Raw genomic sequence first — 25017 nt, 5'->3', positions numbered from 1 at the left:
ATTTTTCTATCTGATTTCATATTCATTTTACGATGCGGCCTAACCGTTACACTCAATGGCAGATGATCTGACAAATGTTGCCAGTCTTTACTGTTGTGAATTTCAGAATCGATGACATCAAGATTGCGCGTATAAATGCGGTCGAGGCTGAGGATAGGCAGGCGTGAGGGGAAGGTTTTGGGGCGTTTGCCTGTATTATCGACGAATACTTCATTCAAATTTAATGCCCTGCCCAATTCATGCGCTGATTTTTGCCGCCAGTCATTGAAATCGCCGGCGATAATCAACGGGCTTTCCGGACGAATGTATCGGCCAACGTAGTCGCTGATGGCGCGGTATTGTTTGAGGCGGTCCGGCTCGCGCAGATTGAGATGGACGCACAAACACACCAGCGGATCTTCCCAACCTTCGGGCACGACCTCGCAATGCAACAGGCCGCGCTGTTCGAGTTTATTGACGCTGATGTTGAGGTTGTTTTCCGTTTTCAGCGGTAGGCGGCTGAGAATGGCATTGCCGTGGTGTCGTTTGGGATAGACGGCATTTTTGCCGTAGCTGCGATGATAATCGAGACTGTCGCCGATGATGTCGTAATGCGGCGCATCGGGAAAGTCGGTACGGCGGCTTCTGTTGAGATGTTGTCCTTGGACTTCTTGTAAAAACAAAACGTCCGAACCCAATGCACCCAGCGCGTCAGCCATACGGTTGACCTGCACTTTGCGGTTGAGTGCGGACATGCCTTTGTGCATATTGTAGGAAGTAATGGTAACTGGACGGGGAGACATGATGTGTGATGAAGCGGTTTATTTGTTTTAGTATAGCACCGGAGCGTGTGGTTTTACGGCAATTTTGGTTATACTTGTTTAACGAATAAAACGGCGTTTTGACAGGGAATTTCCCAATCAAAACGCCTTCTGTTTTTCAGACGGCCTTGCGTCCGAATCAGTTGTTAATTACTTCAACATTGGTTTCAAAAGTAACGGTGTGTTGATATTTAGATGCAGTTTTGCGTTTCGGATAAGGATATTTGGAAACGCTTTTCACTGCGCGTTCGTCCATTTCAGGATTGCCGCTGGATTGAATGATATTCACGCGGTCAACATTACCGGCAGGAGTTGTGAAGACATCCATCAAAACGGTTTTAACGCTGCCGTTTTGCGCTTTCATGGCTTCCAGAGTTTCGGTATCAGCTGCTTGTGCAGTACCGAATACAGCGGCAAACAACAGGGCTGAGGCGAGGAGTTTAGTCGTTTTCATGTTTTAGTCCTTATTAGGGTTGTGGTTAGGTTAAATATTTCAGACGGCCTGATTCGTCGTTATTTGAAATTCAAAATCGGCCAACCTTTTGCTTTGGCTTCTTTTTCCAGCTCTGCATCCGGATTGACGGCGACAGGTTCGTTCACGATACGCAGCAACGGCAAATCGTTTTTGGAGTCGCTGTAAAAATAAACCTTACCGTAGCTTTCGAAGGTCTCGCCTCGCTCGGCAAGCCATTGGTTCAATCGGGTAATTTTGCCTTCTTTCAGGCTGGGCGTACCGACATAGTTGCCGGTATATCGGCCGTCTTCGCCGGTTTCAAGCTGCGTGCCGATAACGTTGTGAATACCGAAAAGATGGCAGATTGGAGTAACGATGAATTCGTTGGTCGAAGAAATAACCAACATTTCGTCGCCCGCCATATGATGGCTTTGCACCAGCATACGCTGCATCGGGGAAATATACGGAACAATATATTCAGCCATAAACTCGCGATGAAACTCAGCCAATTCTTCCTTGCTGAATCGGGCCAAAGGCGCGAGATGGAATTTAAGGAAGGCATCAATATCAAGACAACCATTTTGATAGTCTTGGTAGAACTTTTCATTTTGCGCCTCAGTTTCAGCCGCATCGACTATGCCTTTTTTAATCAGGTATTGCGGCCAAGAGTGATCCGAATCAGTATTGATTAAGGTATTGTCGAGGTCGAAAATGGCAAGGTTTTTCATTGGGTTTCCTGTTGTTTTAAAAGCTGGCGCAAAAGCGGCAAAGTAATGCGCTTGCCCATCATAACGGCGTAGTTGTCGAGGGTATCGAGCATTTGCATCAGGCTGTCCATATCGCGCCGCCAATGGTTCAGCAGGTATTCGAAGATTTCCGGATCGATGGTTACCTGACGGGCGGCCGCCATGCTAACGAGCGCATCGATTTTTTCCCGGTCGGTCAGCGGTTTGACTTCGTAAACCAAGCAATACGCCATGCGTGTGCGCAGGTCTTCGCGGATAACGAGTTGTTGCGGCGTATATTCGGAGCTCAAAAGCAAAAAGCCTTTGCCGCTGTTGCGGAAGCGGTTGAAGATGGCAAACAGTAAAGCCTGTTCTTCATTATTGAGCTTTTCGATTTGGTCAATGGCGAGATATTCTGCGTCCAGCGCGGCTTCTGTCAGCGGCGTGGCGGCGGCATCAATATAGAGGGCATTTCGTCCGGCATCAAGCGCCTGGGCAACCCATGCCTGCAAGAGATGGCTTTTGCCTGCGCCCTCTTCGCCCCAAACATAGATAAATTGCCCATGTTTGTGCTGCAACACATACACCAGCTCGGCATTTTCTGTTCCCAGAAATTTGTCGAAGCCGGGATAATCATGGCTGGCAAAATCGAAGATGAGCTGGTTCACAAAGGCGCACCGGTTAGATTGAAATCGGCTTCATTTTACGTTGTTTTGCCGTCCATCATCAAGGATAAAGGCCGTCTGAAGCCTATACCTGCAACATATCTGCACTTCTAAACATATCTTGACGCGCTCACGGCATTGGTTTTATTCCGCTTTGGTTTTACAATGTCGAACTTCTCGCCGAAACATTTGTCTGTTCTTTTTCAGACGGCCTTTTTATTTGGGGAACCCTAGTGATTTCTACCCTTATTGATTTCATCCTCCATATCGACCAACACCTTGTCCACCTTTCCGCCCAATACGGCCCGTGGATTTACGCGATTTTGTTTGTTGTGATTTTCTGCGAAACCGGTTTGGTCGTAACGCCATTTTTACCTGGCGACTCGCTACTGTTTGCTGCCGGCGGTATTGCTGCCATCGGCGGCATGAATATCCACGTCATGGTATTGCTGCTCTTAGCGGCTGCCATTTTAGGCGATGCGGCCAATTTTATGATCGGCAAGTATTTTGGACAAAAACTGTTTGCCAATCCGGATTCCAAAATTTTCCGCCGTTCGTATTTGGAAAAAACCCATGCGTTCTATGAAAAACACGGCGGCAAAACCATCATCATTGCCCGCTTTGTGCCGATTGTGCGGACGTTTGCGCCATTTGTCGCAGGCATGGGCGATATGCACTACGCGACGTTTATCCGTTACAACATTATCGGCGCGGTGTTGTGGGTATTGTCGTTTTCCTATGCAGGCTACTTCTTCGCCAATATCCCCGTCGTCAAAAACAATCTGGGCTTAGTCATGGCGGCAATCATCGTGATTTCGATTTTACCCGCGGTAGTCGAAGTCATCCGTGCAAAACTTAACGCCAAAAAATAACAATCAATCGAAAAGTTTGAAAGTTTAAACACATCAAGGAATTGTCATGCCGTTGCTGTCTATTGAGTTTGCGGTATTCTTTATCGTATTTTTGCCGCTGTACTGGGCATTTGCACGTTTGCCGCAAGTTCAAAACGTTTTACTTTTGGTTGCCGGACTGGGCTGGCTTTACCGTATCGACCCCATTTTTGCCGCGCTGATTTTGGTTTACTCGTCTGTGGTTTACCTGATCAGCGTGCTGATGTTTTCTGAAAACGAGAATATCCGCAAATTTTGGCTGGGTTGCGGTATTTCGGCGGCATTGACTGTTTTGTGTTTCTTCAAATACTTCGACTTTTTCCGCCCGATTATTCAACAATATACGGGGCAAAGCGCCGTCATCGACATCCTTTTGCCCTTGGGCCTGTCTTATTACACTTTCCAATCGCTGGCTTACTTGGTGTATTGCTACCGCGAGCCCAAAGGAGACCGTTTTGAATGGCACGAGCTCCTACTGCATCTGAGCTTCTTCCCCACCATCACATCCGGCCCGATTATCCGTGCGACCGCTTTTAAAAGCATAGACGGCGAACAAGCGGGGGCATTGGTGCAAATCCGCACCAAACAGGCACGCCAGCTGATTTATCCGGCTTTGGCGGTCGGCCTGATTGTGTTGGGCATTGCCAAAAAGTGGTGGCTTGCCGGCGTATTGGCGGAAGGCTGGGTATCGCCTGTTTTTGAAAATCCGGCCCAGTTCGATGGCTGGGGTGTGTTGTCTGCGATTTATGGCTATACCTTCCAACTCTTTTTCGACTTTTCCGGCTACTCGGATTTGGTCATCGGTTTGGCCATGCTGCTCGGCTTCCAGCTGCCGAAAAACTTTGCCGCGCCGCTTCGCGCCATCAACATCCGCGACTTCTGGGATAGATGGCATATCAGCCTGTCCACTTGGATTCGCGACTATATCTATATCCCTTTGGGCGGCAGCAAAAAAGGCTTCGGACGCACCCAGCTCAATCTGATGATTGCCATGTTGCTTTCCGGCATTTGGCATGGCTACGGCTGGAGCTTTTTGATTTGGGGCGCGCTGCACGGTGCGGCTTTGGTATTCCTTAACTGCGGCGACAAAATCGTCGGCCGCAATGCCTTAGGCCGTCTGAAAATCGGCAAACCGCTTGCCTGGCTGTTTACCTTCCATTTCGTTTGTTTCGCTTTTGTCGTGTTCAACAGCGCAACGCTTGCTGATACGGAAATGCTGTTCAGCGCCTTATTTGCCAATGACAAAGGTTGGAACGCGCCTCTGTTGACCGACCTCATGTTGCTGGGTGCATTTGCGATGATGCTTTTGCTGTACCCGTATTTGCTTCGCTTATTTGAAGCATCAGCAAAAGGCTTGGACAAACTGCCTGCATGGCTGTGGTTTATCCCCATCACGCTTATCCTCGCCCTGATTATCGTCTTCGCCCCGTCCGGCATTCCCGGCTTTATTTACGCCAACTTCTAAGGAGCAGAACATGAAACGCTTTATCTCCCTGTTTGTTTCGATTCTGCTCAGTGCGGTTGCGCTGACGTGGTTTGCCCAAAACTCCATCAATGCCTATTGGCAGCAGACCTATCATGAGAATAGTCCGCTTGAGCCTTTATCCGAATACGCTTGGTGGAAGATTGGTGCAGATTGGCAACAAAAAGCCTACGAATTTTCAGACGGCCTGAAAGCTTCGCTGGAAGCAGAAGACGCTTTAGCTTCAGAAGATTCTGATCTTGAAACAACAAGGCCGTCTGAAAATACGGAAAACATTGAAGTATCCAACAATCAAAAAGAGCCTACCGCTTCTGATGCGACTAACAATACAGATACCACAGCCAGCGAGCCAAGCAATCAGGCTGATCAGTCGGCAACACAGGTTGTATTGAAAAAAGGCAACAAAGTTTTCTTTGCCGGCGACTCGCTGATGCAGGGTGTTGCACCTTTTGTACAAAAATACCTCAAACAAGAATATGGCGTACAATCGGTCAACCTCAGCAAACAAAGTACCGGTTTGTCCTACCCCAATTTCTTCGACTGGCCAAAAACCATCGAACAAACTTTGCAAAAAGAACCCGACATCCGCGTTTTGGTTGTATTCTTAGGCCCCAACGACCCTTGGGATTTCCCGATGGGTAAAAAATACCTAAAGTTCGCCTCCCCCGAATGGGAGGCAGAATATCTCAACCGCGTCCGCCGTATTCTTGATGCAGCCTCCGCACATGATGTCCAAGTCATTTGGCTGGGCATTCCTTACATGAAAAAAGCCAAGCTCAATGAACAGATGCGCTACCTCGACAAAATCCTGTCGGGTACGGTGTCGCCTCAAGCCATTTGGTTGCCTACCGACAAACTGTTGAGCAACGGCGCAGAAGAATATGCCGACTCTGTCAAAGTAGATGGAAAAATTATCCGTTACCGCAGCAAGGACGGCATTCACTTTTCCGCAGAAGGCCAAAAACTATTGGCCGGAAAAATTATGGAAAAAATTAATTTTACACACGATACACAACCATGAAATTTAATAAAGCCTTACTCCTCACGCTTCTCGCACTCCCTATTACCGCCTGCGCAACCAATGACGGCCTGTTAAGCAACTACGGCTCCAACCGCCCTGCCTGGCTGAACAAACTGCAACAGCTCAACCATACTTCAGACGGCAAATTCCGCATTATCCAAGTCGGCGACTCCCATACCGCCGGCGACTATTTCACCGACCGCCTGCGTCGCCGTTTACAACAAAAATGGGGCAACGGCGGCATCGGTTGGGTTTATCCCAACACTGTCAAAGGCCAGCGCATGGCAACCGTCCGTTACAACGGCAGCGGTTGGAACACCATCAGCAGCCGCAAATCACACAGCGATTTTTCTTTCGGCGGGATTGAAGCACGCGCCGATGGCGGCAGCGTTACCTTAAGCGCAGCCGACGGCAGCATGGATATGCAACAAATCTCCATTTTCGGCAAACCCGTTTGGTCCGAGCAAACCCTGACCGTCAACGGCCGCGAAATCCCTGCCACACAAAACGGTTGGCAACTGCTGCGTACCAATGCTTCCCTGCCGATGACCCTCAGCAGCAGCATGCCTTGGCAAATTGGTTTCATTAATATCGAACGCCTCGGACGCGGCGTAACCGTTTCCGCCATGGGCATCAACGGCACACAGTTATCCCAATGGTCAAAATGGCGGCCGGGCATGTGGGAAGATTTGGCACAAACCAAAGCCGATTTAATCATCCTTGCCTACGGTACCAATGAAGCCTTTTCCGGCAATCTCGATATTTCCTCTACCGAGCGGACATGGCGCAATTACATCCGTCAAATCAAAAACACCCTGCCCAACGCAGGTATCCTGATCCTCGGTGCTCCGGAATCTTTGAAAACCGCCTACGGCAGCTGCGGCAACCGTCCTGTCTTGCTCAGCGAAGTACAACAAATGCAGCAACGTGTTGCCCGTGACGAAAAAATCATGTTCTGGTCTTGGCAGGATGCGATGGGAGGGGCATGCAGCATGAAAAACTGGATGGCTCAAGGCTTGGCAGCCAAAGACGGCGTTCACTTTTCTGCACAAGGTTATGAAACTGCAGCCGATAAGCTTGCCGACAGCCTGATCCGCTTTGCTCAATAAATTGGCCAAAGCCTAAGTGTTTTTCATTAACAGCACATAAAAGTCCGTCTGAAATTAATATTTCAGACGGACTTTTTTTTATCACTTATTTAGCAAACTGCTTATTTTTAAGCCAACATATTGCTGCTCATTCGTTGCGTTTGGTTTTCCGTAAAACGAACCAATCTTGCCTGCTTATCAAAGCCTAATGGCTTGGCGACAAGGCGGTTTGGCAGCTTGTTTAAATGATGGTTGTAACTTCCGGCTCTGCGGTTGTAAGTACGGCGTGCCGATGCGACTTCCGCTTCTGCAGCATCCAGCATTTCCATCAAGCCGGCCAATTTCTCATCAGGATACTGTTTCAAAATGCCATTGACGGCAGTTTGCAATTTTTTCAACGCATAATTCAATGCTGTTTCGGCTTCGCACAGATGTTTGATTTTGGATTCGGAAAATGTTTTGGCAGTTTGCGCCAATGCGGTTTCGACTTCGGTACACATCTGCTGAACGTTTTGATCCGATGCAATGCCCTGCTCTTGCAGGTGTTTGCTGTATGCATCCAATACATGACGGATGGCCTGATGTCGGCAGTCAAGCGCAATGCGCAAAGAGACAAAGGATTCGTGACAGTCTTTTTTGCGGTCTTTCAACTGTTGTTTGAAATACAATAAGACGGCGGCGATTGATACGAAGATAAGTGCAAGACTAATAATGCCCATAGTGAGTTCCCTAGTTATGATGCCACTCATATCGGTGGCTGATTTTATTAACATCGATTATAATCCAATTTCAATATTTTTTCCCAATTTTCATAAAAAAGGCCGTCTGAAATTCAGACGGCCTGAAGTTTATATTTCTATTTCAATGCTTTGACTTGATGTCAATCACCCACACTTCTGATTGCGAACCCAAACGCAGGGGAATTCCCCAGAAGCCGTAGCCCGAAGTGGTGAAGAAATGGCCGTTGCCAATCGCCTCATAACCGTAAGCAAGACGATAAAGCGTACGGACGATAAGGTTGGCAGGTGCAACTTGGCCATTGTGGACATGGCCGGAGACCTGCACATCAATCGGCAGCCGGGCATGGGTTTCGATTGAAGTAGGACGGTGGTCCATCAATAAAACCGGTAATTGGGTATTTTGACCTTCTAAAAGCTGCTCCGCACTAGGACGCTTGCGATCCAAATCATCGCTCCGTCCTACCAGCAACACACCATTCACTTCCAAAACCTGATTGGCCAAAACCGTCAACCCTGCCGCTTCCAATTCATGTTTGATACGCTTCTGATCGCGGAACCAGTCATGATTGCCCAAAGTGGCATAAACGCCCATCGGCGCAGTCAGCTTCTGCAAATGCGGTTTCATGTTTTCTTTCAGGTATGCATCGACGGTATCGTCCATCAAATCGCCCGGCAGCAACACCATGTCGACTTGTTCCTGCTTCATGATGTCCGTCAGCTTGTCCAATTGACGCGCGCCGAACAAAATCCCCAAGTGCAAATCGCTGGCCACGCCGATACGCAGCGGCTTATCCATTTTCTTATTGATGAATACGGTTTGATGGCGGACAACGGGCGTATAGGCGTTATACATCCCAAAACCGAGCAAACCTGCCACAAACAAAGGCGCAAACAGCCGCAGGCTTCGTGACAGCGGTTGGCGTGCCATAAAACGGCGCAGCAAAAGATACAGGATAAATGTCGCCAACGCGGCATACATCACAAACAGCAAGATCACCATCCAAAACGCCACCACGCGGAACATGATATGTCCCAACTCCAGCAGCAAGCCGACCAACAAGCCGTTTGTAATGAAATAGGAAATACCCATCAGCCAACGCCTGCCGACTTTGCCAATCCAAGGCGCAAACAGCCATTGCAGCGAACGCCCAAGCCCGAATGTAAACACTTGCAACAGAATGACGCTCACAAAAAACATCTTGCCAAACATGCCTTTCCGCCCTAAAAAATCAAAAGGCAGATTTTAGGCCGTCTGAAACTTTCAGTGTATAATCCCCCACGTAAAAACCCATAATATTTTGAAAGGAATCATCATGAGCCATCCCCAATCAGCCATTATTCCTGATCACGCACAAGCCGGTATTTTTATCGAGGCAGACATTTCAGACGGACGCAATGAAGACATCAAATCTGCCTGCCGTCTTTCTTTGGAGGCTCTGGCTAAACTTAAAACTCATTTTCCGAATGATATTTTGGGTTTGACCATTGCCTTTGGCAGCCGCGCATGGCAATCATTCGGACATACTGACGAAGGCAGCGAAATCAAACCTTTCCCTGAATTGGGCAACGGCCTCGCCCCCTCCACACAACACGACCTCTATATCCACATTCAAGCCACCGAGCAAAAAGCCGCCTATGCCTTGGCACAATCCGTATTAAGCGCATTCGGCGACAGCATCCGCGTAGCCACTGAAGAACACGGCCTGCGCCTATATGAAGACCGCGGTTTGGACGGTTTTGTCGATGGCACGGAAAATCCACAGGGCGATGACAATGTGCGCAATGTCGCCATTATTCCCGAAGGCAAGCCTGATGCCGGCGGTAGCTATGTTTTGCTGCAAAAATACCTGCACGATTTGAAAAAATGGGATGCCGTTCCTACTGCCGAACAAGAAGCCAGCGTTGGCCGCAGCAAAGAAACCAATGACGAATTCAGCAAAGACGTGCGACTGCCCGACTCCCATCTCGGCCGCGTCAATGTCAAAGAAAACGGCGTTGGTTTGAAAATCGTCCGCCGCAGCCTGCCCTTCGGCAAAATCAGCGGTGAACATGGTTTGATGTTCACTTCCTATTGCAACACGCTGCACAATATTGAAGTTCAACTGCTCAATATGTTCGGCGAATCTGACGGCAAAACCGACTTACTGCTGAAATATTTGTCTAAAGCCGTATCAGGTGCTTACTACTACGCACCTTCTGTCGAACGTTTGCAAAATCTTTAACGGCTCAAAGGCCGTCTGAAAAAAACCTGCCTTTTCAAAGGCAGGTTTTTGTTATTTAAATTCCCTTAATACTTTTATGGTATTATCATAGAAATTTATCCACTCGTTGCTTAATAAACCCTGATTACAGACAACGATAAAAACTGATACGCCCAAGCAGCTATTTTCGATAAAATAAACCCAATTATTATCCCTATAAAATTACGACACCATGTATAAATCCCGCCTTCTTCCCCTGCCCGTATTGATTCTCTCCACGCTAAACGCCTATGCGGCCAATACGCCGAATCCCCTCGATCAAATCGATAAAAACGTACCCAACCAATTCGACAAAGACTTCCGCGACAATCTCGACCAGATTCATTCGGTCGAAATCCAAAAACGCGAGCAGTCGGCATGGGATTTGCAGAAAAAGCAAGATAATGACGCGGTTGCACAAGAGGTGCCGTCTGAAAACAATACCGAATGCTTGGATTACACCGGTATCGAGCTTTCCGGCATTACCCTTATCGATTCCAAAAAGATTGAAGCCAATCTCCCCAAATGTATCAATCAAAACAGCATCAACCAACTGAACCGGGATATTGTTGCCGAGTATATCGCTCAAGGCTATCCACACACGCAAATCAAATTTGAAACCACGCCTGAACGCATCCTGAAATTGGCAGTCATCGAAGGCAAAATCCGTGAGATTACCGGTAGCTCCCGTACAGTCAACGTTGATACCCTCTTCCCCAATCATCAAGGCAAACCGCTGAACATCCAATACCTCGACCAAGGTATCGAACAGGCAAACCATGTTGTCGGCAACAACGTCAGCATCGATGTTTATCCGCATGATGACGGCACCGCCTCCATCCAACTCAACAACGATGCCCAAAAACATTGGGGCGGCAGCGTCACCATCGACAATAAAGGCAGCAAACCCAATACCACGACACTGCGCGGCAGCCTGAATATCGGCAGCCCGTTAGGATTGAGCGACTCTCTTTATCTAAACGGCTATACCAATCTAAACAATCACGACAGCCATTACAGTCGCGGCGGCAGTATGTTCTACCAAGTTCCTTATGGTGCATGGACATTCAGCACTTACGCTGCCGCGTCGCAATCGCAAAGCATTTTAACGCCCAGCGTAACACGTTATGCCTACCGCTCCCAATCCAAAGCGGCAGGAATCAAAGCAGACCGCGTATTCTCACGCAGTCAAAAACACATTACCTCCGCCTATGCCGGCATCGATTACGTAAAACAGACTGCAAAATTTGCCGACAGCAAACTGGAATTGCAAAGCCCGGAAATCTATTCGACACAAGTCGGCCTGTCGCATACAGCCATCCTGCCAAACGGCATTTGGCTCAACAATATTGTCGTGGAACAAGGGTTTGCGAAAAATACCGAACATACGCCGTTTGACAAGCGCTATACCTCTGTATCCTTGCAAAGCAATTTGATTCAAAACCGTCCATTGGGTAAATGGATCGTGCGCAACCATCACCAAATCGATGCCCAATATAGCCCGCATGATTTGTTTGCCACCAAAGAAATGGACATCGTCGGCTATCAAAATGTACGCGGTTTCCGTTCGACTTCTTTGAGCGCAAACAGCGCAGTCCTGTTGAGCAATACCGTTTATTTCCGCCGCAATACGCCCCACGGCATCTATATCGAGCCTTATCTGGGCGCAGACATCGGCGTTACCAAAAACAATAACGAAGGTTCGCAACGCGCTATGGGTGTGGTTGCAGGTTTGAATTTGGGCAAGGCGGACAAATGGCAGCTTTCTGCCGACTATGGCAAAGGTTTTGCACGCATGCCCAACCAATCAAACAGCGAAAAACAGGATCATGTGACCGTTTCTTTGCGCATTCCATTTTAAAGTTATGTAAATATATATCCTTTTATCCAATATATAAACCGCCCATCTTAACGTTATTAATTTTCTATTAATATCAATAAGATGTGCGGTTTTTATTTGCATTTGAAATAGTGCACACAAGGCCATACTGGTGGTATGATTGTAAAAAATTTCATAACAATGTTAATACATTCAAAAATTTCCTCAACAGAAATCCAATACCCGATATGGGATTTCTGATTCAATCTCCATCACGATAAATAAGGATTAAAATCCATGAAAATCGACACTTTATATCAGCCTAAGCTCTCAGCTTCCGGCAAAGTAACTGTCGCCGTGTGCTTTGCATTCCTGGGAAATGCAGCGGTAGCCGCCAATATCGAAGCCATCGGCCAAACTTCGGTACAGCAGCAGCACAATGTTGACATCATCAACATTGCCGCACCGACGGCCCAAGGTCTTTCTCACAACCAATATAACAAGTACAACGTTTCCCAACACGGCGCCGTTTTGAATAATGCCCTGTCTGCCGGTAAATCCCAACTGGCCGGAAACCTGTCTGCCAACAAAAACTTCCAAGGTCAGGCCGCATCTGTGATCTTGAACGAAGTAGTCAGCAAAAACCCTTCTCTGATCTTGGGTCAACAAGAGATCTTCGGCATTGCCGCAGACTATGTTTTGGCAAACCCTAACGGCATTACCCACAACGGCGGCAGCATCCTGAATGCCAACCGCGCATCCTTGGTTGTCGGTACGCCAACCGTTTCAGACGGCACGTTGAAATCTTTCAATATCAGCGACAATGGCAAACAACTGCAAGTAAACGGCAATTTGAGCGGCAACCGCGTGGTTGACCTGCTCGCGCCGCAAGTGGTTGTCGGCAAATCAGCCAACGTCAATGCCGCCGATGCCATCAACGTTTCTTCAGGCAAAAGCAACTTCGACTACAAAACCGCACAAATCGAAGCATTGGACGCTGCTTCAAATGCGCCGGTGCTTGACGGCCATATCTTCGGCAGTATGCGCGCCGGTACCATCCGCATCCACGCGACTGACAAACGCGCCAAACAAAACATTCAAAACGCCGCCATTACCGGTACCCGCTACCTGAATATCGACAGCAAAGGCAACCTGAGCATCCAGTCCGCCAACCTGACCGGCGCACAAATGGAATTGTTTGCCCGCGATACCGACATCAAAGGCACAGTTACCAGCCATTCCGCCAACAAATCTTCCAGCGGCAAAGAAGCGCAAAATGTTCAGCACTTCCGTTCTGACCGCAACAAAACGGAAACCTTTACCGCCAGCAATATCAATGCATCCGAGTCATTGACTTTGAACAACAGCGGCAGCCTCAACTTAAGCGCGGCCAACATCAATGCCGGCGCGCTGACCGCCTCTGCCACAGGCAACATCAATTCTAACGCGGTAAAAACCACCAACCGTACAGAATCCGACCACACTCAAAGCAAAGGCCTTTGGTACAACAACAACCTGAGTTCTTCTGTTGACGAAAGCCTGCATCAAACCACAATCAATGCCGGCTCTGTCAATATCGCCACCACCGGCAAAGTCCAATTGGACGCAACCGAACTGAACTCGGCCGCCGATGCACGCATTGCCGCCCAACAAGGCATCGTATTGAGCAGTAACAGCGAAACCGACAGCAGCTCGACTTATGTCAGCTTCAAAAACGAAACTGCCGCGCTGAAAACCGGTATCGCTACCAAATCTTCCAAAAACTCTACCGCCCATCAAACCAAAATTTCCGCAGCCGGTGATATCGGTTTGATTTCCGAAGGCGATTTGAGCACTTACGGCGCAAGCATTGCGGCAAACGGCAATGTCGTTACCGATGTCAACAACATCAACTTGGGTACGCAAACTACCATCAACACCAGCAGCCTCGACGACCAGAAAAAATACTGGGGCGGCCTGTTCGGCGGTGAAAGCCAAGTTCAAAACAACCGTACCGAAAACCTGCACGGCAGCAGCATTACTGCCAACTCAAACGTAGTTTTGGGTGCAAAAAACGGCGTCAACGTTTACGGCAGTACCGTTGAAGGCCAAGCCGGTACATTCGTCAGCTCCAAAGCAGGCAATGTTGATATTAAAAACGCCACCAGCACCGACACTTCCGCACAAAGCGCGCGTAAAGGTACGATTTTCAATATCACGACCTCTAAAACCAGCAGCAACAGCAGCATTGAAAAAGTAACCGGTTCCACCCTGGTTTCCAATGCCGACCTGACCGTTGTTTCCAACAAAGACATCAATGTGATCGGCTCTGCATTGTTTGCGGCACAAAAATTGCAACTTTCTTCCGCAGGCGATTTGACCATTGATGCAGCCAAAGCAGTAGAAAACAAACAGGTCAACGAGTATTCCATCAAAGGCTACTCCGGTACCGAAACCAATAAAGAAAACGGCAGCGTGACTGCCAAAGCCGGTATTAAATTCACCGATACCCATACCGACACCCATTCTGTCGGCCTGAACGGCAGTATTTTGACCGGTAAAAACACCCAGTTGTCTTCCAACTCAAACGTTACCGTCAGCGGCAGCCAAGTCAATGGCGAAGAATCCGTCAACATTTCCGCAGCCAATGACGTTAATATTGTTGCATCCAAAGGCAGCAACACTGTGACCGAATCCGGCCGCGTAACCGATTTGGGCGTATCTGCTACTGCATACGAAAAAAATAACGTTGCAGGCATCGGCGTATCTGTCGGCATTACCAGCACCAAAACGGATGCAACGACCGTAACGGACACATCTCATGTATCCAACATCAACACCGGCGGCAATACCACCATCACTGCCAACGGCAATATTAATCAAGAAGGTACCGTGATTAATGCGACCGGCAATGTGGTTGAAGCTGCCAAAAACGTTACCCATGCAGCGGCACACAGCGGTGCAAAATCCGATGTGAAACAAAACAGCGGCGGTTTAGTCGTTTCTGCCGGCATCAGCACCAACAAAGGCATCGGCGGTGAAATCACTGCACAAGGTCAAGGCAACTCTTCGACCCACAATGAATCCACTGCAACCGTCACCACCATCAACGCAGGCAATGCCATCGTTTTGGCAAATGACAAAGTGTCTGATGAAGGTACAAAATACGATGTGACCGGTGCGATCAACATTGATGCAGGTTCATACCACAACACTGCCGCCCACAACACCAGCAACAGCAGCAGCAAACAAGGCGGTGCTTCTTTGACTGTCGGCGCATACACCAAAGACGGTTCAAACGTTGATGTGAATGCCAACCTGAACGTCAACTACGCTGATGAAAACAAAAAAGAATCTACCGCCGTCAAAGGCGATATGAATGCGACCAATGTTGTCATCAACGCCAAAGACTCTGCTGAAATCGCATCCAACATTACCGCCAACAACAACGTCAACATTACCGCAGGCAACGGCGTAACCTTCACCGAGTCAGCCAATACTGCCTCCAACCAAGGTACAGCCGTTAATGTCGGTATCGGCGCTGGCGCGACAATCAATGTTGAAACCGGTGTTGCCGTTCCGCACGTCAATGGCTCTGTCGGCGTCAACAAAACCGATAACGCTTCTTCTACCGCCGCAGGCGCAAATGTAGCGGCCGGCAACGATATTAAAATCAATGCCAACAACGGCGACGTCAACCTGCACGGTACCAACTTGGTATCCAACAACTCCGTTGAAGTAGAAGGCAACAAAGTCAATACTTCCGGTGCGATCAGCAGCGTTAACGAAAAAAATCTGACCGTCAATGTCAACGGTAGCTACGCTTCAGGCAAACCAAACGGCGGCATCAACGCCAAAGGTAAAAACGAAGCCAACGTAACCAATACGGCAAACACCATCCAAAGCGACAATGTTGTTATTACTACCGGCTCTCCAACCGGTTTGAGCGTCAACAATACGACCATCAACGGTAATAATGTTGCGTACTACTATGACGACAGTAAAGCTCCTGCGGCGAACCGTTATACCTACCGTCCTCGCCAACCAAGCTACGCCAAACGCCGTTTGCGCTACTAAGATGCGCTATTAAAGTCATTTAATAGCCATTAAGACATGCCGTCTGAAAACAGAAAGTTTTCAGACGGCATTTTTATCATCAATGCAAAACAACACACTATCTCTGTTATGATAATGCCTCGCTAATATTATTCCGTTCCTACCATGTCTTCCGCCCTTCCTTTTGACGCGCTCACACTTTCCATCGACGGCACCAACCTCATCGAAGCTTCTGCAGGTACGGGTAAAACCTACGGCATTGCCGCGCTCTTTACCCGACTGATTGTTTTAGAAAAAAAAGACATCGAGAAAATTCTGGTCGTTACCTTTACCAAAGCGGCGACGGCGGAACTGAAAACCCGTTTGCGCGCGCGTTTGGACGAAGTGTTGCAGGTTTTGAACGAAATCCAAACTTTGGGCGGCGAGCCGGAACATATTTCAGACGGCCTGAACAAATATTACGAAAAAGAGAAAAAATCCCCCGATGACTTTCTCAATCGTTTGATTCCTTTGGCTTTAGGCGAGCAAGACGGACAAGAAAGCTGCCATCGCCTGGTTCTCCGCCTCAAAGCCGCGCTGAGCCAGTTTGACAACGCCTCGATTTACACCATCCACGGCTTCTGTCAGCGCGTCTTGCGCGATTATGCGTTTTTGTGCGGCGCGCCTTTGGATGTCGAGCTGTCGGACGACTCGCGTGAGAGGCTGCTGATTCCTGCGCAGGATTTTTGGCGGCAGAAAGTGGCAACCGATGCCACATTGGCACAATTGGTTTTTGACCGGAAATGCACGCCTGAAGGAATGCTTGCCAAAATCAAAAGCTATACCGGCCGCCCCTATCTGAAATTCAGACGGCCTGAAGGCAATTTGAAAGAAGCTCAAGCCAACCTTCAAGAAACATGGCAAAAAGTTTGCGGCCAGTTGGAAGACTTGGAAAAAGCGTTTTGGACAATTTTTCCCAAACTTAACGGCCAAACCTACAAAAGAAAAACCTTTGAAAATGTTTTTACCGATTTAAAAACAAACGCCGAATCCAACCGTCTGCCCCGCCTGAGCAAACAAACGCTAGGAAAATTAAGCCTCTTCAGTATCGACACGCTCAACAGCAAACTAAAAAAAGAATATAAAGCCGATGCCGATGCGCTGGAAATTATTCAGCTGCAAGCCTTGGCCAATCTCGGTCGTGATTTGCAGGCAATGGAAAGCGCAGAAGAAGCGGTCTTCATCTGCCTGCAACTCGACCTCCTTTCCCACATCAATCAGTCCATTGCCGAACAAAAAAAATTACGCCGCGAGCGCGTGTTTGACGATTTGCTGCTGGACGTCCATCAGGCATTGACCACCAATGAACACGGCAACGCATTGGCAAAAGCGGCAGCGGCAAACTGGGAAATCGCGCTGATTGACGAATTCCAAGATACCGACCCGCTACAATACGAAATTTTCCGCCAAATTTTTATCGAACAAGGCTGCCCGCTATTTCTCGTTGGTGACCCCAAGCAGGCAATTTACAGCTTTCGCGGTGCGGACATTTACGCCTATCTGCAAGCCGCGCAAGATGCGGACAGGCATTACACCCTCGCTGTCAACTACCGCAGCCATGCCAAGCTGATTAACGGCATCAGCGCCTTGTTCAAACAAAAAAAACACCCCTTTGTATTGGAAAACATCGATTACAGCGATGTCTCCGCCAGCCGCTCCGAAAGCCGGCTGTCGCCACACCGCCCTGCCATCCAAGTGCGCTGGCTCAATACGGACGACCAAACTGGTAAAGATATTTTGCGCGGCCGTGCCGCCGAATATTGCGCCGATGAAATTGCCTTTGCACTCAATGAAGCAGCCGAAGGCCGTCTGAACTTCAAAGGCCGCGCGTTAGAATCCGGCGATATTGCCGTCTTGGTGCGCACCAACAACGAAGCGGCGATGATTGCCGGAAAACTGAAACAACGCCGCATCCAAAGCGTATTGCTGTCGCGGCAGTCCGTTTTTGATTCCGCCGAGGCAGACTCGCTGTCCGCGCTGATCGGCTTTTGGCTCAACCCAAGGCAAACCGACTGGCTGCGCTTTGTCTTAACCGGCGTTTTGTTCGGCTATACCGCCAAAGAGATTCACGAACTCAACCACAACGAACACCAGCTGCTGAAATGGCTGGAATCGTCGGCCGAGGCCATGGAAAAATGGCGGAAAGGCGGCATTTTTGCCGCCGTGCAGCAGTTTGCCGCCCTACATGACATCGAAACACGCCTGCTCAAAGGCGGCAACGAACGCAGCCTGACCAACTACTACCAAATTCTGGAGCTTTTGGCCGAAGAAGACAGCCAAAGCCGTAACCCTGCCTCCCTGCATAAATGGTTAAACGAACAAATCAGCCGTGCGCGCAGCGGCCATTTCCCATCAGACGCACAAACCATCCGTCTTGAAAGTGACGAAAAACTGGTCAAAATCGTTACCATGCACGCGTCGAAAGGTTTGCAATATCCTTTGGTTTACTGCCCCTTCGCGTGGGATACCAAAGACAATTCCAAAGAAAACTGGAAAATCCTGCATACTGACAACCACGAAACCGAGCTGCTGGCAACATCGCAAACCTCGGAAGCAGAACTAAGCCATCTTGCCGACGAAAAGACGGCAGAAGATTTACGCCTGCTTTATGTCGCCCTTACCCGCGCCGAAGAACAGCTCAACATCTACGCCGCCGCCAACAAAAACTGTACGCCCAACAATCCTTTTGCCTATCTGCTCGAAGGTTTGCCGGATGCCGGCCGCGAAAGCGTCAGCCAAAGCTATAAAAGCGCAACAGACGTTGTGGAAATGCTCAAAACCAACTGGCAACGCTTTATCAAAAACGCGCCGGAAAATACGGAGTTTGCCTTCACGGAAGAAGCCCCGCCGGAAACCGTCTACCAATACAGCCGCCAGCAAGACCAAGCCTTGAGCGCACATAGCATTAAACGCCGCAATTTTGACTTTATCCGCCACACCAGCTTTACCGGTTTGAGCAGGCATACCAAGTCAACCGACGAGCAACACGAGCCTTTGCAACCTGCCATCGACCCGGCAGAAAGCGCAGACCGTGCCATGCCGTCTGAAAACCTGCCGCCCCCACTTTCAGACGGCCTCGATATCCACCATTTTCCCCGCGGCACCAATGCCGGCGTATGTTTGCATGAAATGTTGGAAAAACTCGACTTCGCCGCCTCTGCCGAGAGCCAATCCGAAATGATTGCCGAAGTTCTGCAACGCCACAGCTTTGAAGACAAATGGCTGCCGACGGTAAGTGCCATGCTCAACACCTGCCGCCTGACGCCTTTAATCAACGAGAGCCTGTCGCAGATTCCGCCGACCCGACGCCTGCCCGAAATGGGGTTCACCCTGTACATGGACGATTTCAAACTGGACGACTTGCGCCGTTGGTTTGCCTCAAGCGAAGCAAACCTGCCGCCCGAATGCGTCCAAGCCGCGCAACTGCTTGATTTCCATGATTTGCAAGGCTATTTGAACGGCTTTATCGATATGGTTTGCCAAGATTCAGACGGCAATGTCGTTTTAATCGACTACAAATCCAACCATTTGGGCAACGATGCAAGCGCGTACACGCAACAGACGATGAACGAAGCCGTGGCGCATCATCACTACTACCTGCAAGCCCTGATCTACGCCGTTGCCATCGCGCGCTACTATGCCCTGCGCAGCAAGCCCTTGCCTAAAATCGCCATCCGCTACCTCTTCCTGCGCGGCATGGACGGCTCGGATCAAGGCATCTGGAAATGGGACATCGATACCGCCCTGCTTTCCACTTTCGTTGAGCGAAAAACAAATTCTTGATAAATCATTTTGTTAAGCCGTCAAGAAGGCCGTCTGAAACGTTTTCAGACGGCCTTTGATTATTTGTGCAAACCGCATTCCTTACTGTCTTTGCTTTCCCACCACCATCGCCCGGCGCGGATATTCTCGCCCAACTTGACCGGACGCGTGCAGGGTTCGCACCCAATGCTGGGATAGCCCTGATGATACAGCGCATTAAGCGGAACTTGGTGCTCATGCGCATATACCCAAACATCCTGCTCTTCCCAATCGAAAATAGGATTGAATTTGGCGATGTTGCGGCCTGTATCCAGCTCTTCAAAATTCAATTCGCTGCGCGTTTCGGACTGGCTGCGGCGTTGTCCGGTCAGCCATGCGGGGGCGTTGTGCAAAGCACGGTTGAGCGGTTCGATTTTGCGGATATGGCAGCAACGGCGACGCAACTCGACGCTGTCGTACATGGCGGTCGTGCCGAATTCCGCTTCAAATTCATCGGCGGTTTGCTGATTGGGATAAAACACTTCCAATTCGGTTTGATAACGCGCATTGGTTTCGGCAATCAGCGCAGCGGTTTCGGGATTGAGTTTGCCCGTATTGAGCGTGATGATGCGGATGGGCAGTTTCAGACGGCACACGGCATCGGTAATGACCATATCTTCAACCGCAAGGCTGGATGCGAACACGGCTTGCGGATAGCGTGCGGTAATGTCTTGCAAACGACGCTCCAAAGCGGCAGCCAATTCAGGCAGGCGGCGGCGTTCGGCATCGCTGATTTCGGGGATTTTCCAGAATTGTGGGCGGAATAAAGACATGGCTGGTTGTTCCTAATAATTTTCAGACGGCCTATTGAAACGGCTGCCGATATGGTTATGGAACAATATTGTCCTGCGCCCTATCTTCAAACGGAAAGAATGCTTTTCTATTTCTTTATAACCAAAGCGTCTGCTGCTGGTTTTTCGGCAGCAAATGACTCACGCCGATACCGATCAGGCGGAAGGCGTCTTCGCGTTGCGGCGGTATGCGTTGCAGCAAAGTATGCGCCGCCTGAAGCAGCGAGGCGCTGTCGGGAAGGACGGAAGAATACGTCAGCGAACGCGTAATAATGCGGAAATCGTGAGTTTTGAGTTTGAGGGTAACGCCTTTGGCTTCGACGTTTTTGCGTTCGATTTGCCGCCAAAGGTCTTCGGCAAGATGCGGCAAATGGCCTGATGCCTGCTCCAAAGACAAATCTTCGGGCAAAGTGATTTCGGTTGAGATTTGCAGGCGTTCGCGTTCGGCTTTGACCGGCCGCTCGTCGATACCGCGTGCCAAATCGTAAAGGCGGTAGCCGTAGCGGCCGAAATGGTTTAAAAGTTCGCCGCGCTCAAAACGGCGCAAATCGCCGGCAGTCTGCATACCGAGGGTATTCATCTTTTTCAGCGTGACTTTGCCGACACCGGGAATCTTACCCAACGGCAGGCTCTCCAAAAACGCCATGATTTTTTGCGGCGGCAGCACAAACTGCCCGTTCGGTTTGCGCCAGTCGGAAGCGATTTTGGCCAAAAACTTATTGGGCGCGATGCCTGCGGAGGCTGTCAAACCGGTTTCTTCAAAAATTTCGGCACGAATGCGTTTGGCCACCTCGCTGGCGTACGGGATATTTTCAAAATTTCGGGTAACATCCAAATAGGCTTCGTCTAAAGACAAAGGCTCGATCAAATCGGTATAACGCCGAAACACGGCATGAATCTGCGCCGACACTTGACGGTACAAATCGAAATGCGGCGGCACAAACACCGCCTGCGGACACAGCCTTTTCGCCGTTGCCACCGACATGGCCGAGTGCAAACCGAATTTGCGCGCCTCATAAGAAGCGGCACAAATGACCGACCGCGTACCGTCCCACGCCACAACGACAGGCAGCCCTTTCAGGTGCGGCTGCTCGCGCAGTTCTACCGAAGCGTAGAATGCGTCCATATCGATATGGATGATTTTGCGTTGAGACATGGGAAAAGATGGATAAGAAAAAGGCTTATTGTAACAAAAGGCCGTCTGAAGTTTCAGACGGCCTCTATGTTTAAGCCTTATTTTTTACCGGAAAGCTGGTCAAACAATCCGCCGTCGGCAAAGAATTTTTTCATGATTTCTTCCCACGGGCCAAATTTCTCATTCGGATTAAACGTCTCAATCTCAGGGAAATCGGCTTTGTGTTTCGCCAATACTTCGGCATTGCGCGGACGCAAGTAAAGATTAGCGGCCAACTCTTGGGCCGGTTCGCTCCAGAGGTTTTGCAGATAGGCTTCGGCAGCGGCACGTGTGCCTTTTTTGTCGACTACGCTGTCCACGACGGCAACCGGTGCTTCGGAAAGAATGGTGTAGCTCGGATAAACAATTTCAAATTGGTCTTGGGTCAGCTTTTTGCTGACGTAGTTGGCCTCATTTTCAAAGGTAACCAAGACATCGCCGATATGGCGTTGGCTGAAGGTCGTCGTCGCCGCACGGCCGCCGTTTTCAAACACAGGTGTGTTTTTCAGCAATGCGGCCACAAAATCTTTGGTTTTGCCTTCATCACCGTTATTCACTTTCAAACCATAACCGTACGCACCCAAAAAGGCGTAGCGGCCGTTGCCGGTGGTTTTTGGGTTGGCCAAAACGATTTGCACGCCGTCTTTGGCCAAATCGCCCCAGTCTTGGATGTGTTTCAGATTACCTTTGCGTACCAAGAAAACGACGTTGCTGGTATAAGGCACGGCATTATCCGGCAGACGTGTGTTCCAATCGGCTTTGACCAAACCTTTTTTCACCAAAAGCTCGATATCGGAAGTCTGATTCATTGTCACCACATCGGCAGCCAAACCATTGGCAACAGCCAAAGCCTGCTTGCTGGAGCCGCCGTGCGACTGTTGGACTTCAACCGACTGTCCACCGTTTTTTGCGGCAAATTCTTTGACAAATAAAGGATTGTATTCTTTATAAAAATCACGGGCGACATCGTAGGAGACATTCAGCAATTTGACTTCGCCCCCCTTACCTTCAGCAGCTTTGGAAGCATTGTCGGCGGATTGTTCGGCTTTTGGCGAGCACGCGCTCAAAGCCAGCGCGGCGGTCAAAGCGGCAAAAGAAAGCGTACGGATATTCATGGTCGGCTCCTGTTGAAAATATGGGAGCACTTTATCGGGATTGGATGCAAACTGGAAATAATGTTTGCTTTCGCGTTTATCAGTTTTGGTTATATACAATCCGGGCTGAAGTCGGGAAAAAATGCCCACTCAGATAAACATCACAATAAATTGTATATGAATTAATTAGATAAAGATTAAAAAAACTATTTACACAGGATAAACATACGTTGCAAACAGCATTACCCAATACGTCAGTCCGTCTGAAAATCCAATATAAATAATTATTTATAATTAAAAAATATAGTTCTTATTATTTACAAAAAATGCAAATAAGAGTAATGTTTCTACTCGCCAAAATACAAGGCCTTTCATTCAACAAAAAATGGAGTGTAGAAACTATGAAACAATGGATGCTTTTAGGATTGCTGGGATTGGGCGCAGCGGCGCAGGCGCACGATGTTTGGGTGGCTGCACCGACACATCAGCCTGCCGGCCAAATCCTGCATGCGGATTTGGGTTACAGCCACGACTTCCCCAATGTCGAAAAAATCGCCGATGACCGCGTGCATATTTTCAAACCGCTGCAATTGACCGGCAGCTCAAAGAAAACCGTTGATTTGGTAAATAAAGGCGAAAACTATCAATACGTTTCCAAAGCCGCCCTGCCCGCAGGTTCCTACTGGGTCAGCGCGACCTACCAACCGACTTTCTGGTCGAAAAACCAAGACGGCTGGAAACAGCAAACCTTGAAACAGCTGGCCGGTGCCACCTATTGCGAACAATCGCAAATGTTCGGCAAGAGTTTCGTCCAAGTGGGCAACGGCGCAGTCGATGAAGCGGTATTGACCCGCCCTATCGGCCAAGAGCTGGAACTGGTTCCGCTGAAAAATCCGAACGAAGTCAAAGCCGGCGGTATTTTGCCGGTCAAAGTCCTGTACAAAGGCGAGCCTTTGGTTAAAGCCACCGTTACCGCCAGCTCGGACACTTTGGCGGAAATGGACTTGGAATCAACCCATGACCACCGCGAGCCTCAAGGCTTCTCCGGCAAAACCGATAAAAACGGCGTGGTCAATGTGATTACGCTGATTGACGGTTTGTGGAAAATCAAAGTGGTGAACGAGACCGATTACGGCGATAAAAGCGTATGTCAGAAAGACAATACTTACGCAACGCTGATTGTGCCTGTTGGTACCAAACGCGCAGCCGCACGCCATGCCCACCATCATCATTAACAGTCATTAAAAAAGGCCGTCTGAACTTTCAGACGGCCTTCATTTATTCTAATTCATAACCCAAATTTCTAAAAAAACGGGAGAATGTTTCCAACTCATCACCATTTAATTGGGCAAAACGGACACGGTTGCAGCCGATCAAAACCACACTTCCCATCCAGTGCGCCCCGAAGACGCGCTCTAAAGGGACATTCCTCATTTGATTGATAAACGGTACTTCTGAAGAAAATTGCGTCGCAATATTCGGAGGCGCGAATTTCAGACCCAAGTCCTGCAATGTATAACGGTGTTGCGCCGTCAAAAACATATCCTCGTGGTGCAGACGCACCAGCCATTCCATACTGGCAATTTTTCCGTCTTCCGGCGGCAAAGGTGGCCGGATTTCTACATTTAAGCCCAGCTGTCGCGGCATGGTTAAAAGCCGCTTGCTGCGCAGGCTGAAACCGCCGTTCTGTGGCTCGTCCAAATTCGGAGAAGTCTGAATTAGATGTTGTTTGGCCAAATATTGGTCTGTTCCCTTCAGGAAAAACTGCCCGTCTGCTTCAGTTTCCAACAAAAGCGACAAAGGTGCGCCGATGTAGTCATATTCCCAATAGGCATCCTGCCAGTTTTGACCGTTCAACACCCAGCTGTCATTTTGAACGATCAAACAATAATCAGTATCGATGTAATACATCAGTTGGTACAAAACAAACAGATTGTATTCCAAATAACCGAATGGCCGGCAAGGCTGATGCAGGATATTTTCCGGCAAACCTTGCGGACAGCTCGGGCTGATCAGCAATCCGCGGCTGCCGGGCAATTCGGCGCAACTGCGGGCAACGGCATACATCGTGCCCTCGGTATAAGAATCTGCACCGGTAATACCAACCACGGTAATGTCAGCAAAACTCATTAATATATTTCCCTGTTTCAGATGACCT

General features: G+C 49.1%; 19 protein-coding genes. 9 read left to right on the top strand and 10 right to left on the bottom strand.

Annotated features, from left to right (window positions below; translation table 11 throughout):
• The 4 genes from ACTHSP_RS03315 to hda form a co-directional block, all read right to left on the bottom strand.
• Window positions 1-782, bottom strand: a 782-nt coding sequence (locus ACTHSP_RS03315; protein ID WP_440345631.1) for an endonuclease/exonuclease/phosphatase family protein, incomplete at its 3' end; no start/stop codon positions are given.
• Window positions 783-939: 157 nt separating this feature from the next.
• A complete protein-coding gene (locus tag ACTHSP_RS03310; RefSeq protein ID WP_003747161.1) occupies window positions 940-1254 on the bottom strand; it encodes a TonB family protein in 315 nt (104 codons plus the stop codon).
• Window positions 1255-1313: 59 nt separating this feature from the next.
• On the bottom strand, window positions 1314-1982 hold the full coding sequence (locus ACTHSP_RS03305; RefSeq protein WP_314513016.1) for an HAD family hydrolase: 669 nt from the start codon (window positions 1980-1982) through the stop codon (window positions 1314-1316).
• Window positions 1979-2647 (bottom strand): DnaA regulatory inactivator Hda, encoded by a 669-nt coding sequence (hda, locus tag ACTHSP_RS03300; RefSeq protein WP_003682428.1) that lies wholly within the window; start codon window positions 2645-2647, stop codon window positions 1979-1981. Before hda ends, ACTHSP_RS03305 begins: the two co-directional genes overlap by 4 nt.
• A gap of 230 nt (window positions 2648-2877) precedes the next feature.
• Here hda and ACTHSP_RS03295 point away from each other — a divergent pair, with 230 nt between their 5' ends.
• From ACTHSP_RS03295 to ACTHSP_RS03280, 4 genes are read left to right on the top strand one after another with little or no spacing between them, the layout of a single operon-like run.
• A complete protein-coding gene (locus ACTHSP_RS03295; RefSeq protein WP_070646824.1) occupies window positions 2878-3516 on the top strand; it encodes a DedA family protein in 639 nt (212 codons plus the stop codon).
• Between the two features lie 46 nt (window positions 3517-3562).
• Window positions 3563-4999 (top strand): MBOAT family O-acyltransferase, encoded by a 1437-nt coding sequence (locus ACTHSP_RS03290; RefSeq protein WP_440345630.1) that lies wholly within the window; start codon window positions 3563-3565, stop codon window positions 4997-4999.
• 10 nt (window positions 5000-5009) lie between these two features.
• The gene (gene patB / locus ACTHSP_RS03285) at window positions 5010-6038 is read left to right on the top strand and encodes a peptidoglycan O-acetyltransferase PatB (protein WP_440345629.1); all 1029 of its coding nucleotides are present in this window, start codon (window positions 5010-5012) and stop codon (window positions 6036-6038) included.
• Window positions 6035-7147 (top strand): SGNH/GDSL hydrolase family protein, encoded by a 1113-nt coding sequence (locus tag ACTHSP_RS03280; RefSeq protein ID WP_440345628.1) that lies wholly within the window; start codon window positions 6035-6037, stop codon window positions 7145-7147. Before patB ends, ACTHSP_RS03280 begins: the two co-directional genes overlap by 4 nt.
• A gap of 107 nt (window positions 7148-7254) precedes the next feature.
• Here ACTHSP_RS03280 and ACTHSP_RS03275 read toward each other — a convergent pair whose 3' ends face one another.
• Window positions 7255-7845 (bottom strand): LemA family protein, encoded by a 591-nt coding sequence (locus tag ACTHSP_RS03275; RefSeq protein ID WP_440345627.1) that lies wholly within the window; start codon window positions 7843-7845, stop codon window positions 7255-7257.
• A gap of 142 nt (window positions 7846-7987) precedes the next feature.
• A complete protein-coding gene (locus ACTHSP_RS03270) occupies window positions 7988-9076 on the bottom strand; it encodes a metallophosphoesterase (RefSeq protein ID WP_188213904.1) in 1089 nt (362 codons plus the stop codon).
• 103 nt (window positions 9077-9179) lie between these two features.
• On the opposite strand from ACTHSP_RS03270, the gene ACTHSP_RS03265 reads away from it, so the two are divergent.
• The 4 genes from ACTHSP_RS03265 (at window position 9180) to recB (ending at window position 19782) form a co-directional block, all read left to right on the top strand.
• A complete protein-coding gene (locus ACTHSP_RS03265; protein WP_314513027.1) occupies window positions 9180-10088 on the top strand; it encodes a Dyp-type peroxidase in 909 nt (302 codons plus the stop codon).
• A gap of 211 nt (window positions 10089-10299) precedes the next feature.
• On the top strand, window positions 10300-11967 hold the full coding sequence (locus tag ACTHSP_RS03260; RefSeq protein ID WP_049336325.1) for a ShlB/FhaC/HecB family hemolysin secretion/activation protein: 1668 nt from the start codon (window positions 10300-10302) through the stop codon (window positions 11965-11967).
• Between the two features lie 255 nt (window positions 11968-12222).
• The gene (locus ACTHSP_RS03255; RefSeq protein ID WP_049336323.1) at window positions 12223-15981 is read left to right on the top strand and encodes a hemagglutinin repeat-containing protein; all 3759 of its coding nucleotides are present in this window, start codon (window positions 12223-12225) and stop codon (window positions 15979-15981) included.
• A gap of 144 nt (window positions 15982-16125) precedes the next feature.
• Window positions 16126-19782, top strand: a complete 3657-nt coding sequence (gene recB, locus ACTHSP_RS03250; protein WP_314513032.1) for an exodeoxyribonuclease V subunit beta — start codon at window positions 16126-16128, stop codon at window positions 19780-19782.
• Window positions 19783-19841: 59 nt separating this feature from the next.
• Here the strand turns inward: recB and ACTHSP_RS03245 are convergent, their stop codons facing one another.
• From ACTHSP_RS03245 to ACTHSP_RS03235, 3 genes are all read right to left on the bottom strand, one after another.
• On the bottom strand, window positions 19842-20573 hold the full coding sequence (locus ACTHSP_RS03245; protein WP_314513035.1) for a phosphoadenylyl-sulfate reductase: 732 nt from the start codon (window positions 20571-20573) through the stop codon (window positions 19842-19844).
• Window positions 20574-20688: 115 nt separating this feature from the next.
• The gene (gene dinB, locus ACTHSP_RS03240; protein ID WP_314513037.1) at window positions 20689-21747 is read right to left on the bottom strand and encodes a DNA polymerase IV; all 1059 of its coding nucleotides are present in this window, start codon (window positions 21745-21747) and stop codon (window positions 20689-20691) included.
• Between the two features lie 77 nt (window positions 21748-21824).
• Window positions 21825-22874: a sulfate ABC transporter substrate-binding protein gene (locus ACTHSP_RS03235; RefSeq protein ID WP_314513044.1), complete on the bottom strand. Its 1050-nt coding sequence runs from the start codon at window positions 22872-22874 to the stop codon at window positions 21825-21827.
• 386 nt (window positions 22875-23260) lie between these two features.
• On the opposite strand from ACTHSP_RS03235, the gene ACTHSP_RS03230 reads away from it, so the two are divergent.
• Window positions 23261-24094 (top strand): DUF4198 domain-containing protein, encoded by an 834-nt coding sequence (locus ACTHSP_RS03230; RefSeq protein WP_314513038.1) that lies wholly within the window; start codon window positions 23261-23263, stop codon window positions 24092-24094.
• Between the two features lie 43 nt (window positions 24095-24137).
• Here ACTHSP_RS03230 and ACTHSP_RS03225 read toward each other — a convergent pair whose 3' ends face one another.
• Window positions 24138-24989 (bottom strand): DUF5672 family protein, encoded by an 852-nt coding sequence (locus ACTHSP_RS03225; RefSeq protein WP_314513040.1) that lies wholly within the window; start codon window positions 24987-24989, stop codon window positions 24138-24140.
• Between the last annotated feature and the right edge of the window lie 28 nt (window positions 24990-25017).

This window comes from Neisseria sp. P0001.S005, assembly GCF_051963715.1.
Note: the sequence above shows the minus strand (reverse complement) of the source record. Positions and strands in the feature narration are given on the sequence as shown.